The organism is Streptosporangium longisporum, assembly GCF_039534895.1.
GTDB lineage: Bacteria > Actinomycetota > Actinomycetes > Streptosporangiales > Streptosporangiaceae > Streptosporangium > Streptosporangium longisporum.
Genome location: NZ_BAAAWD010000006.1, coordinates 514,241 through 528,416, shown reverse-complemented (window position 1 = coordinate 528,416; position 14,176 = coordinate 514,241). Strand labels below are relative to the sequence as shown.

The window sequence follows — 14,176 nt, the reverse complement described above, 5'->3', positions numbered from 1 at the left end:
TTGCCTATACGGCGAAACAACGGATCAAGAATCGGCGATCGATCGCGGAATCGGACGCCCGGACGGCCCCGCCCCCGGCAGGTGACACCTGCCGGGGGCGAGGGAGCTCACTTGCCGCTGAGCAGGGGGATGGTCTCGACGGCCTCGAAGCCCGCCTGGACGTCCTTGACGGTGGCGATCTGGTCGGCCGGCGGAGCGGTGATCGCGACCGGGGCACCCCAGTTGGTGTAGGCGGTGGTGATCGTCGAGCCCCCGCTCGAGATCGTCAGCCTGGCGGGAAGTCCACGGCCGTCCAGGAACAGCTTCCAATTGATCTTCATCTTGGCCAGGGGCTCGAGCAGCTTCTGCCCCACCCCCGCCCGGAACCACGGCGAGACCTTGTGGAGCTCGCTGTAAGTGATCTTTCCCGCGTAGGCGGAGGTCTGCTTCACCGTGGCGTGCGCGAGCAGGGCCTTGAGGGTGGCGGGCTCGGCCGCGTTGACGGGCTGGCCCATCGAGCCGGTCACGCCGTGCGTGTCCTCGGGATACTGCAGCCAGGACCTGTCCGTCGGCATGAACCGGCTGAACGCCCCGCCTGAGATGTAGGCCTTGTTCCCGATCCGGACGACCCGCTCGGGCTCGGCCAGCCCGGCCATCAGCTTGTTGAACCGCTTGCTCTCCGCGCTGCCTTCCTCGTCGTTCGACTCAAGGCCGAGTCCGAGGTCGCCCTCCTTGATGCGCAGCGTGGTGGTGTGGTCGGACGCGATCACCCCGGAGGTGCCGAACTGCAATTCACCGACGCGCTTGCCGAGGACCTCGGTCTTTTGCTGCCGGCGAATCTTGATGGTGTCGGTGTAGGTGACACCGCGTCCGTTCTTGAACTGGCTCTTCAGCGCGGTGACCGGATCGGCGACCTGCGCGTGCGCGGTCGATGCCAGCGCCGGGACGCCCAGCACGGCCGTTGCGGCGCACGCCAGCCCGGCGATGTATCGCTTCAAGGGAAGTCCTCCTGATGGTGCCCCGCACCCTGACGGCGAGGGGTCTGCACACTCTCGCAGTGCTAGATCACGAAAAGATAGCGCATGCGGACGTTCGTCTTGAATTAATCGTGCATATTCCGTGCAGGACGCCTCTTCGCGTTCAGGGATTCCGTCCGGAGTGCCGGGATGGGCATTCTTGTTTCCGCGCGATCACGGAACGTTGTTTTCCCGTTTTTCCGACATGAAGGGGACCCGGCTTTCTTTCGCCGTTCCGGGGAATTCACGGCGCGTTCGTCGTACCGGGAGAGCGGCGGTATTCCGCAGGCGGCGGCGCCGGGCCGTGGCGCGCGCCGGGGAAGGGTCCGGAGGGAGAATCGAACCGGTCGCCGGACCGTACCGGGACGGGGCCGGTTACGCTGCCGACAGCTCCCGTGTTGCGGGGGAGCGCAGACAAGGAGGTCTGTATGGATGCCGTGCCGAGGATCCGCGTCGTCATCGCCAAGCCGGGGCTGGACGGTCACGACAGGGGAGTGAAGATCGTGGCGCGCGCGCTGCGGGACGCGGGGATGGAGGTCGTCTACACCGGCCTGCACCAGACGCCCGAGCAGGTGGTGCGCACCGCGATCCAGGAGGACGCCGCGGCGATCGGCCTGTCCATCCTGTCCGGCGCGCACATGACGCTCTTCGCCAGGGTGCTGGAGCTGCTGAAGGAGAACGACGCGAGCGACATCGTGGTCTTCGGCGGCGGGATCATCCCCGAGGCCGACATGCCCGCGCTCCAGGAGATGGGGGTCGCGCGCATCTTCACGCCGGGCGCCACCACGCAGGAGATCGTCGACTGGGTCCGGAGCGCGATCCCCTCGCCGGTCTGACGACCGGCGCGGACCCGTCCGGGCCGGACGGCGCGCGGACCCGCCGGACCCGCCGGGGCGTCACGGACGTCTCCAGCGGACCGGCGCGAGGGTCGGCGCGGAGATCGGTGCGAAGATCGACGCGGGGGTCGGCCGTGCCGTCGCGGACGTCTCCGGCGGACCGGCGCGGGCGGTTTCTCGCGCCCCTCGCACCCCCCGCGAGGTCACGAACAACATTCGGCCAGGCGATCATGGACCCGGTTGCCTGGTCATGTCATCAGGCGGGCTAGGCTTCATTGGCGCAAAACCGCCGGGCTCCCCCTTGGATCGTGGAGCCGGCCCGCTCACATCTGTACACCAGCCGGACAAGCAAGGACGGACCCTCGTGGACCTGTTCGAACATCAGGCGAAGGAGCTCTTCGCGGAGTACGGCATCCCGGTGCCGCGCGGCGTCGTCGCGCACACCGTGGAGGAGGCACGGGCGGCAGCCGAGCAGCTGACCGGCCGTGTCGTCGTCAAGGCCCAGGTCAAGACCGGTGGTCGAGGCAAGGCCGGTGGCGTGAAGGTCGCCGACGACGCGGCCGACGCCGAGCGGAAGGCCACCGACATCCTCGGCATGGACATCAAGGGCCACACGGTCCACAAGGTCCTGATCGAGGAGGCCAGCGCGATCGCGGAGGAGTACTACTTCTCCTTCCTGCTCGACCGCGCCAACCGTACGTTCCTCGCCATCTGCTCCGCCGCGGGCGGCATGGACATCGAAGAGGTCGCGCACAGCACGCCGGAGAAGGTGGCGAAGGTCCCGATCTCCCCGCTGGACGGCGTCGACCGGGCCAGGGCCCGCGAGATCGCCCAGGCCGGTGGGCTGCCGGAGGCGGCGCTCGACGGTGCCGCCGAGCTCATCGAGAAGCTCTGGTGCGCCTTCGTCGACGAGGACGCCTCCCTCGTCGAGGTCAACCCGATGATCCTGTCCGCCGACGGCCAGGTGAAGGCCCTCGACGGCAAGGTCACCCTCGACGACAACGCGGTCTTCCGCCAGACGGACCACGAGGCCTTCGAGGACAAGGCGGCCGAGGACCCCCTGGAGGCCGCGGCCAAGGCCAAGGACCTCAACTACGTCAAGCTGGACGGCTCCGTCGGCATCATCGGCAACGGCGCGGGCCTGGTCATGTCGACCCTCGACGTCGTCGCCTACGCCGGCGAGGCGTTCCCCGGCAAGCCCAAGCCCGCCAACTTCCTCGACATCGGCGGCGGCGCCTCGGCCGAGGTGATGGCGGCCGGCCTGGAGATCATCATCTCCGACCCCGCGGTCAAGTCGATCTTCGTCAACGTCTTCGGCGGGATCACCGCCTGCGACGCGGTCGCCAACGGCATCGTCTCCGCCTTCAAGCTGCTGGAGACCCGCGGCGAGAGCGTGAGCCGCCCGCTGGTCGTCCGGCTGGACGGCAACAACGCCGAACTCGGGCGTCAGATTCTCTCCGACGCCAAGCTCTCCGGCGTCGAACTGGTGGACACGATGGACGATGCGGCCAAGCGGGCCGCCGAACTCGCCGCGGTAGGTGCGTAATGGCCATCTGGCTGACCGAAAACAGCAAGATCATCGTCCAGGGCATGACCGGCGGTGAGGGCACCAAGCACACCCGGCGCATGCTCGCCTCGGGTGCCCGCGTCGTCGGCGGGGTCAACGCCCGCAAGGCCGGCACCGTCCACGAGGGCCTGCCCGTCTTCGGCGCCGTCGCCGAGGCCATGAAGGAGACCGGCGCCGACGTGTCGGTCGTCTTCGTGCCCCCGGCGTTCACCAAGGACGCCGTCAAGGAGGCCATCGACGCCGAGATCGGTCTCTGCGTGGTGATCACCGAGGGTGTCCCGATCCACGACACCACCGAGTTCTGGGCCTACGCGGTCGCCAAGGGCGGCAAGACCCGGATCATCGGGCCGAACTGTCCCGGCATCGCCTCGCCCGGCGCCTCCAACGCGGGCATCATCCCGGCCGACATCACCAGCGCCGGCCGTATCGGCCTGGTCTCGAAGTCGGGCACGCTGACCTACCAGCTCATGTACGAGCTGCGCGACATCGGCTTCTCCACCGCGGTCGGCATCGGCGGTGACCCGGTCATCGGCACCACCCACATCGACGCGCTGCAGGCGTTCCAGGACGACCCGGCCACCGACGCGATCGTGATGATCGGCGAGATCGGCGGCGACGCCGAGGAGCGGGCCGCCGCCTACATCGAGCAGCACGTCACCAAGCCGGTCGTCGCCTACGTGGCGGGCTTCACCGCTCCGGAGGGCAAGACCATGGGCCACGCGGGCGCGATCGTGTCCGGCTCGGCCGGCACCGCGCAGGCCAAGAAGGACGCCCTGGAGAAGGTCGGCGTGCGCGTCGGCAAGACCCCGAGCGAGACCGCGCGGCTGATGCGCGAGGTTGTCCAGGCGCTCTAGCCGTACCGGCGGGCACCGCGCACCGGAGCGCACGAAAGCCGCGTACCGGAGCGCACGAGAACCGCGCGTCGGAGCACACGAGAAGCGCGCACGAGAAGCGCACGAGGGACCGCGCGGCGGCGCCGCGCGGGGATCGCGTACCACCGAAGGGCGTCCGGCATCTCGCCGGGCGCCCTTCCGCGTCCGGCCCCGATCCGGCCACGGCCCCGATCCGGCCACGGCCCCGATCCGGCCACGGCCCCGATCCGGCCACGGTCCCGGTCGCCGTCACGGTCCCGGCTCCGGCTCCGGCTCCGGTCACGGCCACGGCACGGCCACGGCCACGATCCCGGCCACAGCCCCGGTCCCGGATACCACACGTCCCCGCCGAGGGGCGGTGCGCGACACGCGGGGCGCAGGAGTCCCTTCCACACCGGAGATGCTGAGACCATCGACTACTGTGACGGCCCTTTTCGATCAGCTACGGACGGCTCCCCGCAACGTCCTCAGCCGTATCCCCCTGCCCGGCCTCACCGGTGACGACGACGACGTCCGCCGGCCGCTTCCCGTCTCCGGGATGCTCGCCGCCGCCTGGACGCTCGGCGTGGGACTGGCGGTGCTCACCACGCTCACCCTGGTCGGCTGGATCGCCGCTCCGCGCGGCGCGCTGGGAGTCGGCCTGCCGGCGGTGTTCCGGACCGCGTCCCAGCTCTGGCTGGCCGCCCATCACGCGGGTTTCGCGATCCCGGGCGGCTCGGTGGGACTGCTCCCCCTGGGCCTGACGATCCTGCCCGCCTTCCTGCTGTACCGCGCCGGGATGTGGATGGCCCGCGACGCGGACCTGCGGCTCCGCCTTCCGGCCCGGTTGCCCAAGAACACCCCCAGGGAGGTGTCCAACGCGCGCCGCAGGGCCCAGCTGGTCCTGGTCGCCCAGGCGGGCATCTCGCTGGCGGCGCCGTACGCGCTGCTGGCCGGGCTCATCGCGCTGATCACCAGGAACGAGATCACCCAGCCCTTCCTGGGCGACGTGCTGATCAGCCATCTCGTGCTGGCCTTCATCGCGGGCTCGGTGGCCGTCGCCAGGACGATCGGGCCCTGGCGGTCCATGCTGCGCCTGCTGCCCGAGCGGCTGCGCTCGGTCGTGGCCGGTACGTCGGCCGCGTTGACGATCATGCTCGTGGCCGGTGCGATCCTGGTGACCGGGGCCACCGTGGCCAACTTCGGCCAGGTCGGCGAGCTGTCGGGCGTCCTGGCCCCGGGATTCGTGGGCGGGCTGCTGCTCCTGCTGATCCAGGGGCTCTACCTGCTCAACGCCGTGATCTGGGCGATGGCCTACATCGCCGGTCCCGGCTTCGCGGTCGGCACCGGCACGCTCGTCGCGCCGACCGGGGTGCAGCTGGGCACGGTGCCGAGCCTGCCGATCCTGGGCGCGCTGCCGGAGGCGGGCCCGACCCCGGCCTGGGTGATGGCGGTGGTCGCGGTGCCGTTCGTGGCCGGCGCCGTGGCGGGCGTGCTGGTCGTGCGGATCTCCCCCTCCTCCTCCTACGAGGGGGCTCCGCTGTGGGGGCTGGCCTGCGGGCTGGGCACCGGGGCGGCGGCGGGCCTGCTGGCGGCGCTCTCGGGCGGTTCGCTCGGTGGCGCGCGGCTCTCCGAGGTGGGCCCGGCGGCCTGGGAGGTGATGCTCTCGGTGACGCTGGAGGTGGGCGTCGCGGCCGGGATCGCGGCCGGGCTGGCCAACTGGTGGCTGCTCTTCCGCGGGCACGGTACGGCCGTCACCAAGGCGGCGGCCAAGGTCGGCACGGCCACCGCGCCGGTCCGCAAGGCCGGCGTCAAGCTCGCGCGGGCCGCCGGGTCGGTGGCCGGCAAGGCCGGTCTCGCCGAGCCCGAGGAGCTGCGCAGGCTTCCCGGTCACTGGCTGGACGCCACCGAGTGCGACACCCAGCCGATCCCGGTCATCCGGGACGACTGGGAGGACGAGCACGCCTCGGCCGCCGCGGAGGACACGCTCGCGAACCGCCGCCCCGACCCGCCGCGCCCGCCCCGGCGCGACATCGTCGACGAGACCGACGACAAGGGCGGTCACGTCATCTACGTCGACCCCTACGCCTGGGACCGCGACTGAACGACCCCGCGCCCGGGGCCGCCGGACGACACCACCCGCGGCCGACGACGGACGCGGGCGGTGCGGTCGTCCGGGGCCCCTTCCGCTTCCCACGACGTCCCCGAGGGCGCCGGACGGTTCCTGCGGGGCCGTCCGGGACGGTTCTCAGGGACGGTTCTCAGGGCGGGAAGGGGAACTGCATCTGACCGGGCCGCACGAAGGGCATCTTCTTCTCCAGGGCCCGTTCGAGCTGCTCGACGCACTCGTTCTGGGACGCGACCGTGCCCGCGCCCCTGCCGCACTCGGCGTAGGCGGCCAGCTCGTCGCTGAAGTAGAACTGCATCGCGGACATCGCGACCGACACCACCAGCGCACCGGCCGACAGCACGACGCCCACCACGGCGATGCCGGCGGGCTTGCGCACGGAACGCAGCGTCCCGATCGCGCGTACCGAGGTGACCAGGGCGAAGAGCGCCATCACGACCCCCGCCAGGGGGAGCACCAGCGTCATCACCACCGCTGCGACGGCGAGCCACAGCGCTCTGCGGCCGGCACTCTCGGCGGGCCGCACCTGGACCGGTAGTGTCACCTGACCTCCTTGTATCGTTCGTACGGACAGGCCGATACCCTTGCAGCGGCGTGAGTCCCCGTCCGAATGGAGAGCGTCGGTGTCATCCCAGGCCGTTCGGCTTGTGGTCCTCGTGTCCGGTTCTGGAACCAACCTACAGGCCCTGCTGGACGCCGTGGCAGACGAGACCTACGGTGCCCGCGTGGTGGCGGTGGGGGCCGACCGCGACGGGATCGAGGGGCTGGCCCGCGCCGGCCGGGCGGGGGTGCCGACCTTCGTGGAGCGGCTGGCCGACCACCCGGACCGCGGGGCGTGGGACCTGGCCCTGGCCGGGCGCATCGCCGGGCACCGGCCCGACCTGGTGGTCTGCGCGGGCTTCATGAAGATCCTCGGCGAGCCGACCCTGCGGGCCTTCCCCGTCCTGAACACCCATCCCGCGCTGCTGCCCTCCTTCCCGGGCGCGCACGGCGTGCGGGACGCGCTCGCGTACGGCGTGCGCGTCACCGGCTGCACGGTGATGCTCGCCGACGCCGGCGTCGACACCGGGCCGATCATCGCGCAGCAGGCCGTGCCGGTGCTGGACGGCGACGACGAGGCCACCCTGCACGAACGCATCAAGACCGTCGAGCGCGACCTGCTCGTCGACACCGTCGGACGGATGGCCCGCGAGGGCTGGACCGTGACCGGCAGAACCGTCCGACTCGGACGCACCGGCGAATGAGCCGGATCCCCGGGAGAGACCCGGAAACGACCATGAGGAGCACGAAGTGACCCGCATCGCCATCCGGCGCGCGTTGATCGCGGTGTATGACAAGAGCGGGCTGGAGGAACTGGCCCGCGGCCTCGACGCCGCGGGTGTGGAGATCGTCTCCACGGGGGGCACCGCCGCGAGGATCGCCTCCTTCGGCGTCCCCGTCACTCCCGTCGAGTCCCTGACCGGCTTTCCCGAGTGCCTCGACGGCCGGGTCAAGACGCTGCACCCGCGGGTGCACGCGGGCCTGCTCGCCGACGGCGGCAACCCCTCGCACGTCAAGCAGCTCGAAGAGCTGGAGATCGAGCCGTTCGAGCTGGTTGTGGTCAACCTCTACCCGTTCCGGCAGACCGTCGACTCCGGCGCCTCCGACACCGAGTGCGTCGAGCAGATCGACATCGGCGGTCCGGCGATGATCCGGGCCGGGGCCAAGAACCACGCCACCGCAGCGGTCGTGGTCGATCCGGCCTCCTACGGCGACGTGCTCGCCGCGGTCGAGGCGGGCGGTTTCACCCTCACCGACCGCCGCCGCCTGGCCGCCGCCGCGTACGCCCACACCGCCGCCTACGACACCGCGGTGGCCTCCTGGTTCGCCGAGGTGTACACGGCCGAGGAGGGCGCCTGGCCGCGCTACATGGGCGCCGCCTGGGAGCTGCGCTCGCCGCTGCGCTACGGCGAGAACCCGCACCAGGGCGCGGCCCTGTACGCCGACCAGAAGGACGGCCTGGCCGCGGCCGAGCAGCTGCACGGCAAGGAGATGTCCTACAACAACTACCTGGACGCCGACGCGGCCTGGCGGGCGGCGTGGGACTTCGACGGCCCCGCCGTGGCGATCATCAAGCACCAGAACCCGTGCGGCGTCGCGGTCGGCGCGGACGTCGCCGAGGCCCACCGCAAGGCCCACGCCTGCGACCCGGTCTCGGCGTACGGCGGCGTGATCGCGGTCAACGCCGAGGTGAACGGTGAGCTGGCCGCGCAGATCGCCGAGGTGTTCACCGAGGTCGTGGTGGCCCCCTCCTTCACCGAGGAGGCGCTGGCGACGCTCACCGCCAAGAAGAACATCCGGCTGCTCGCCTGCCCGGGCGGGCCGTCCAACCCCTCGGAGTTCCGCCGGATCGACGGCGGGCTGCTGGTGCAGGCCGCCGACCGGATCGACGCGCCCGGGGACGACCCGTCCGCCTGGGAGCTGAAGGCGGGGTCGGCCGCCTCTCCCGAGGTCCTCGCCGACCTGGCCTTCGCCTGGAGGGCGTGCCGTTCGGTGAAGTCCAACGCGATCCTGCTCGCCGCGGACGGGGCCAGTGTCGGCGTCGGCATGGGCCAGGTCAACCGGGTCGACTCGGCGCGGCTCGCGGTCTCCCGGGCCGGGGAGCGCGCGCGGGGGGCCGTGGCGGCCTCCGACGCGTTCTTCCCCTTCGCGGACGGCCCGCAGATCCTCATCGACGCCGGGGTGAGGGCGATCGTGGAGCCGGGCGGCTCGATCCGGGACGAGGAGGTCGTCGCCGCGGCCGAGGCCGCCGGGGTGACCCTCTACTTCACCGGTACCCGTCACTTCTTCCACTGACCCCGCACCGGGGTACGGCCGCCGCGTGACCGTGGCGGCCGTACACGGGAGATAGGAAAGTGGCCGTTTGGACAGGACTGGTCAGCTGAAAATGGTTTGAACCGCGGTTAGGGTGAAGCATCCTCTTTCGTCCGAATCGTGGAGTTCCCCTATGCCGCTGCTCGACCACGCCCTGTACGCCTTCGTGATCATGCACGGCCTCTGGGGAAGCCCCTGGATGATGATCGTCATCGCGCTCGGCGCGGCCTACCTCGGCGGACGGGCCATGGAGCTCATCCCGTTCACCCGCAGGATCATCGAGCGCAGGGAAGCGGAGCGCGGCTGATCCCGTGAGAGGGTGGCCCCTATGAGCGCGCGGATTCTCGACGGCAAGGCCACGGCGGCGAAGATCAAGGCGGACCTCGCGGTGCGGGTGGCCGCGCTGGCGGAGCGGGGCGTCGTCCCGGGGCTGGGCACCGTGCTGGTGGGGGCCGACCCGGGCAGCCAGATCTACGTGGCGGGCAAGCACCGCGACTGTGCCGAGGTGGGCATCTCCTCCATCCGCAGGGACCTGCCCGAGGACGCCACCCAGGCCGAGGTCGAGGCGGTCGTCGACGAGCTCGACGCCTCACAGGAGTGCACCGGCTACATCGTCCAGCTCCCGCTGCCCCGTCACCTCGACACCCAGGCGCTGATCGAGCGGATGGACCCGGCCAAGGACGCCGACGGCCTCCACCCGGTCAACCTGGGCCGCCTGGTCCACATGGTCGACGCGCCGCTGCCCTGCACGCCGTACGGGATCGTGGCGCTGCTGCAGGAGTACGGGGTGCCGATCAAGGGGGCCGAGGTCGTCGTGGTCGGCCGGGGGATCACGGTGGGCCGCTCGCTGGGCCTGCTGCTGACCCGCCGTTCGGAGAACGCCACGGTCACCCTCTGCCACACCGGGACGCGGGACCTGGCGGCCCACACCCGGCGCGCCGACATCGTCGTCGCCGCCGCCGGGGTGCCGCACCTGATCACCCCGGACATGGTGAGGCCCGGAGCCGCGGTGCTCGACGTCGGCGTCTCCCGGGTCGACGGGAAGATCGCCGGTGACGTCGCCCCCGGCGTCGGGGACGTCGCGGGCTTCCTCACCCCCAACCCCGGAGGCGTGGGCCCGATGACCCGGGCCATGCTGCTCACCAACGTGGTCGAGGCCGCCGAGAGACGCGTCCGCGCGCACGGCTGACCACGCGGCTGACCACCGGCGGAGCCGTCCCCGGCGGACGCGGCCGATGGGATCGGTGGCCCGTGTCCGGACGGATGACGGGTGGATCCGGGCCCGCGGGCGAACCGTCCCGCGGGCGGGGCCCTGTTACGAGGCCCTGCGGTTGGCGCCGCTGCTCGCCGTCTGCGGCTCCGCCGCGCCGGAGGCCCGTTGCGGGGGCACCACCGGGGTGGGCCTGACCAGCCCCAGGGCGACGACCTCGTTCGCCAGCCTGGTGCGCCGGTTGGTCCCCTCCGGGATCCGGAACTTCTGGTAGAGGCGCAGGAGGTGCTGCTTGACGGCCGCCTCCGTCACCACCAGGTCGTCGGCGATCTCCCGCGCCGTGGCCGGTGCCACGAACGCCTCGTCCGAGAGCGCCGGACGGCAGAGCGACGTCAGGACGTCCACCTCCCGCCTGGTCAGCTCCGGTGCCGCGGCGCGGCGGAGCTCGACCTCCGGGGCGAAGTCCTCACGCGGGACCCCGCCGATCCTGCCTCGTGCCGCGCCGAAGGACACCACGTCACCGTCGTCCAGCACCCTGCGGGCGATCGGCCGGCCGTTGACCCGCGTGCCGTTGCGGGACAGGCCCAGATCAACGACGTAAAGGTAGGGTCCGCGCCGGACGAATTCCGCGTGCAGCCGGGAAACACTCGGATCGGTGAGCCGGATGTCCACTCCCCGGCCACGTCCGATCGTCGTGATCTCGGGGCGCAACGGGACCACCTCGCCTGTGTCCTCGATGCGTATGAACGGCCCCTCCACGGCAGTTCCTCCCCAGGTAGCCCGCCGTAACTATTCCTACAGCTCCGGCTTACCCAAACGAGGTGATGGGGAATCGCCTTTGCCAGAAGGAGAATCCCCGGTGAAATTGGCCTGTACCTCTTGGGAGGGTTTCCCCTGCTCACGGGTAGACTTCGCTCACAGATAAGCGGAGGAAACACTCATGGCGGACAAGCCCACCAAAGGTCTCGCCGATGTCGTAGCCGCGTCCACAGCGCTCAGCGACATCGACGGTCAGGCCGGTCGCCTCTTCTATCGCGGATACGACATCCACGATCTGGCCGGCCGTACGAGCTTCGAGGAGACCGCGCACCTGCTGCAGTACGGCACGCTCCCCACCGCGGAGCAGCTGGCCGCCTACGGGCAGGAGCTGGTCAGGGGGCGTACGCTCGGCACCCTGGCCGAGGCCAACATCGCGGAGATCGCGGAGAAGCAGGCCCCGATGGAGGCGCTGCGCACGCTGGTCTCGCTGGCCGGGGGCGACGATCCGGACAAGGACTCCAACGAGCCCGAGGCGAACCTGCGCAAGGCGGCCCGGCTGACCGCGCAGCAGCCGATCCTGGTGGCCCGCTACCACGCGGCCAGGACCGGGTCCACCGTCGCCGATCCCGACCCCGAGCTGAGCGTGGCGGCGAACTTCCTGCTGCAGATCACCGGCCGTACCCCCGGTGAGCGCGAGGTCGAGATCTTCGACGCCTGCCTGGTCCTGCACGCCGACCACACGATGAACGCCTCCACCTTCGCCGCCCGGGTCTGCGCCGCGACCCTGTCGGACATGCACTCGGCCGTCGTGGCCGCCATCGGCACCCTCAAGGGCCCGCTGCACGGCGGGGCCAACGAGCAGGTCATGCGCGGCCTGGAGGCGATGGACCCGGGCGGCGTCGCGGCCGACGTGCGCGAGCGGCTCGCCGCCGGTGAGAAGATCATGGGCTTCGGGCACCGCGTCTACAAGACCGAGGATCCGCGCGCCACGCACCTGCGCAAGATGTCCAAGGAGCTCGGCGAGGCGTCCGGCGACGACACCTACTACCGGATGTCCAAGGAGATGGAGGAGGTCGTCTTCGAGACCAAGGGCCTCTACCCGAACGTCGACTTCTACGCGGCGACCGTCTACCACTACCTGGGCATCCCGACGGACCTGTTCACTCCCGTCTTCTCGGTCAGCCGCATGTCAGGATGGACCGCGCACGTCATCGAACAGCACGCCGACAACCGGCTGATCCGGCCGGACAGCGAGTACATCGGCGAGCGGGACCAGAAGTGGAAGCCGATCTCCGAGCGATGAGCCGGGGTCAGGGGCGGGAGCGGGTGATGGACCGGTGAACGCGCGAGCGGCCGCGGTGAACGAGGAACGCTGGGGGGCCTATCCCCTGGTGCTGGGCGGCGCGCTGGCCGCGCTCGTCCTCGCCCTGGTGCTGGGCCTGCCCTACTGGGGCGGGATCGCCATGGGTGCCGTCATGACCCTGGGGGCGCTCGCCCGGCTGGCCGGGGGCGGGCGGCTCGCCGTCCGCCGCAAGGCCACCGACGTCGTCACGCTGGGCGGCCTCGGCGTCGTGCTGATGGTGGCCGGGATCATCCTGGAGTTCAAGGACCTCATGCCGATGCGATAGGTCGGGTGACCGGGTGCGCCGCGAGGTGATCGACCCCGTCCGATAGCCTCAACGGCCAGTGAGCCTCAAAAAGGACTGTGCTGGTCAAATTAGTTCAGAAGGGGAACCATACGCATGCCCAAGATCAAGGTAGAGGGCCCCGTCGTCGAGCTTGACGGCGACGAGATGACCCGGATCATCTGGCAGTTCATCAAGGACCAGCTGATCCTTCCCTACCTGGACGTCGACCTGAAGTACTACGACCTCGGGATCGAGCACCGCGACGCCACCGACGACCAGGTGACGATCGACGCCGCCAACGCCATCAAGCAGTACGGCGTCGGCGTCAAGTGCGCCACGATCACTCCCGACGAGGCCAGGGTCGAGGAGTTCGGCCTCAAGAAGATGTGGAAGTCCCCGAACGGGACCATCCGTAACATCCTCGGCGGCGTCATCTTCCGCGAGCCGATCATCATGTCCAACGTGCCGAGGCTCGTCCCCGGCTGGACCAAGCCGATCATCATCGGCCGTCACGCGTTCGGCGACCAGTACCGCGCCACCGACCTGAAGGTCCCCGGCGAGGGCAGCCTGACCCTCACCTACACCCCCAAGGACGGCTCCGCGCCGGTCGAGCTGGACGTCTACGACTTCCCCGGCCCCGGCATCGCGATGGCCATGTACAACCTGGACGACTCGATCCGCGACTTCGCCCGCGCCTCCATGCGCTACGGCCTGTCGCGCGGCTACCCGGTCTACCTCTCCACGAAGAACACGATCCTCAAGGCCTACGACGGCCGCTTCAAGGACATCTTCGCCGAGGTCTTCGAGTCGGAGTTCAAGGCCGACTTCGACGCCGCCGGGATCACCTACGAGCACCGCCTGATCGACGACATGGTCGCCGCGGCGCTCAAGTGGGAGGGCGGCTACGTCTGGGCCGCCAAGAACTACGACGGCGACGTCCAGTCCGACACGGTCGCCCAGGGCTTCGGCTCGCTCGGCCTGATGACCTCGGTGCTGCTCACCCCCGACGGCCGGACCGTCGAGGCCGAGGCCGCCCACGGCACGGTGACCCGTCACTACCGCGAGCACCAGAAGGGCAACCCCACCTCCACGAACCCGATCGCCTCGATCTTCGCGTGGACCCGGGGCCTGCAGCACCGCGGCAAGCTCGACAACACCCCCGCGGTGTCCGACTTCGCCGACAAGCTGGAGCAGGTCTGCGTCGAGACCGTCGAGGGCGGTCAGATGACCAAGGACCTCGCCCTGCTGGTCGGCGGCGACGCCAAGTGGCTGACCACCCAGGACTTCCTGGCGGCGCTGGACGAGAACCTCAAGAAGAAGATGGGCTGACCAAGCTCTGACGTCCCGGG

General features: G+C 70.7%; 14 protein-coding genes. 11 read left to right on the top strand and 3 right to left on the bottom strand.

Translation table 11 applies throughout. From position 1 onward, the window contains the following. Nucleotides 1-107: 107 nt before the first annotated feature. A complete protein-coding gene (locus tag ABD832_RS06355) occupies nucleotides 108-977 on the bottom strand; it encodes a hypothetical protein (protein WP_344889745.1) in 870 nt (289 codons plus the stop codon). Between the two features lie 446 nt (nucleotides 978-1,423). Here ABD832_RS06355 and icmB point away from each other — a divergent pair, with 446 nt between their 5' ends. The 4 genes from icmB to ABD832_RS06335 all read left to right on the top strand — a co-directional run bounded on the left by icmB (nucleotide 1,424) and on the right by ABD832_RS06335 (nucleotide 6,353). Further along, nucleotides 1,424-1,831 (top strand): coenzyme B12-dependent isobutyryl CoA mutase small subunit, encoded by a 408-nt coding sequence (icmB, locus tag ABD832_RS06350; RefSeq protein WP_344889743.1) that lies wholly within the window; start codon nucleotides 1,424-1,426, stop codon nucleotides 1,829-1,831. 364 nt (nucleotides 1,832-2,195) lie between these two features. Continuing rightward, nucleotides 2,196-3,377: an ADP-forming succinate--CoA ligase subunit beta gene (gene sucC, locus ABD832_RS06345; RefSeq protein WP_344889740.1), complete on the top strand. Its 1,182-nt coding sequence runs from the start codon at nucleotides 2,196-2,198 to the stop codon at nucleotides 3,375-3,377. Beyond that, a complete protein-coding gene (gene sucD / locus ABD832_RS06340; RefSeq protein ID WP_344889737.1) occupies nucleotides 3,377-4,252 on the top strand; it encodes a succinate--CoA ligase subunit alpha in 876 nt (291 codons plus the stop codon). The genes sucC and sucD overlap by 1 nt, the downstream gene beginning before the upstream one ends. A gap of 439 nt (nucleotides 4,253-4,691) precedes the next feature. Beyond that, nucleotides 4,692-6,353 carry a cell division protein PerM gene (locus ABD832_RS06335; RefSeq protein ID WP_344889735.1) on the top strand — a complete coding sequence of 554 codons (1,662 nt, stop codon included), beginning with the start codon at nucleotides 4,692-4,694 and terminating at the stop codon, nucleotides 6,351-6,353. A 157-nt stretch (nucleotides 6,354-6,510) separates the two neighbouring features. Here the strand turns inward: ABD832_RS06335 and ABD832_RS06330 are convergent, their stop codons facing one another. Then, nucleotides 6,511-6,921, bottom strand: a complete 411-nt coding sequence (locus ABD832_RS06330) for a hypothetical protein (RefSeq protein WP_344889732.1) — start codon at nucleotides 6,919-6,921, stop codon at nucleotides 6,511-6,513. A gap of 79 nt (nucleotides 6,922-7,000) precedes the next feature. On the opposite strand from ABD832_RS06330, the gene purN reads away from it, so the two are divergent. From purN to ABD832_RS06310, 4 genes are all read left to right on the top strand, one after another. Further along, complete coding sequence (gene purN / locus ABD832_RS06325; protein WP_344889729.1) at nucleotides 7,001-7,621, top strand: phosphoribosylglycinamide formyltransferase; 621 nt, start codon at nucleotides 7,001-7,003, stop codon at nucleotides 7,619-7,621. A 46-nt stretch (nucleotides 7,622-7,667) separates the two neighbouring features. Continuing rightward, the gene (gene purH, locus ABD832_RS06320) at nucleotides 7,668-9,212 is read left to right on the top strand and encodes a bifunctional phosphoribosylaminoimidazolecarboxamide formyltransferase/IMP cyclohydrolase (protein ID WP_344889727.1); all 1,545 of its coding nucleotides are present in this window, start codon (nucleotides 7,668-7,670) and stop codon (nucleotides 9,210-9,212) included. A 151-nt stretch (nucleotides 9,213-9,363) separates the two neighbouring features. Continuing rightward, on the top strand, nucleotides 9,364-9,537 hold the full coding sequence (locus ABD832_RS06315; RefSeq protein ID WP_344889725.1) for a hypothetical protein: 174 nt from the start codon (nucleotides 9,364-9,366) through the stop codon (nucleotides 9,535-9,537). A gap of 21 nt (nucleotides 9,538-9,558) precedes the next feature. Continuing rightward, nucleotides 9,559-10,419 (top strand): bifunctional methylenetetrahydrofolate dehydrogenase/methenyltetrahydrofolate cyclohydrolase, encoded by an 861-nt coding sequence (locus ABD832_RS06310; protein ID WP_344889722.1) that lies wholly within the window; start codon nucleotides 9,559-9,561, stop codon nucleotides 10,417-10,419. A 126-nt stretch (nucleotides 10,420-10,545) separates the two neighbouring features. Here ABD832_RS06310 and ABD832_RS06305 read toward each other — a convergent pair whose 3' ends face one another. Next, nucleotides 10,546-11,199: an FHA domain-containing protein gene (locus ABD832_RS06305; protein ID WP_344889718.1), complete on the bottom strand. Its 654-nt coding sequence runs from the start codon at nucleotides 11,197-11,199 to the stop codon at nucleotides 10,546-10,548. A 181-nt stretch (nucleotides 11,200-11,380) separates the two neighbouring features. Between ABD832_RS06305 and ABD832_RS06300 the strand changes: the two genes are divergently transcribed. From ABD832_RS06300 to ABD832_RS06290, 3 genes are all read left to right on the top strand, one after another. Further along, entirely contained in the window at nucleotides 11,381-12,502 is a 1,122-nt protein-coding gene (locus ABD832_RS06300) for a citrate/2-methylcitrate synthase (RefSeq protein ID WP_344889716.1), read from the top strand. A gap of 34 nt (nucleotides 12,503-12,536) precedes the next feature. Beyond that, the gene (locus ABD832_RS06295) at nucleotides 12,537-12,827 is read left to right on the top strand and encodes a hypothetical protein (RefSeq protein WP_344889713.1); all 291 of its coding nucleotides are present in this window, start codon (nucleotides 12,537-12,539) and stop codon (nucleotides 12,825-12,827) included. 114 nt (nucleotides 12,828-12,941) lie between these two features. After that, nucleotides 12,942-14,156, top strand: a complete 1,215-nt coding sequence (locus ABD832_RS06290; protein ID WP_344889710.1) for an NADP-dependent isocitrate dehydrogenase — start codon at nucleotides 12,942-12,944, stop codon at nucleotides 14,154-14,156. Nucleotides 14,157-14,176: the final 20 nt, after the last annotated feature.

Coding starts and splice junctions, on each gene's coding strand:
- icmB (WP_344889743.1), top strand. CDS start 1,424: ATGGATGCCGTGCCGAGGATCCGCGTCGTCATCGCCAAGCCGGGGCTG.
- sucD (WP_344889737.1), top strand. CDS start 3,377: ATGGCCATCTGGCTGACCGAAAACAGCAAGATCATCGTCCAGGGCATG.
- ABD832_RS06315 (WP_344889725.1), top strand. CDS start 9,364: ATGCCGCTGCTCGACCACGCCCTGTACGCCTTCGTGATCATGCACGGC.
- ABD832_RS06310 (WP_344889722.1), top strand. CDS start 9,559: ATGAGCGCGCGGATTCTCGACGGCAAGGCCACGGCGGCGAAGATCAAG.
- ABD832_RS06300 (WP_344889716.1), top strand. CDS start 11,381: ATGGCGGACAAGCCCACCAAAGGTCTCGCCGATGTCGTAGCCGCGTCC.
- ABD832_RS06290 (WP_344889710.1), top strand. CDS start 12,942: ATGCCCAAGATCAAGGTAGAGGGCCCCGTCGTCGAGCTTGACGGCGAC.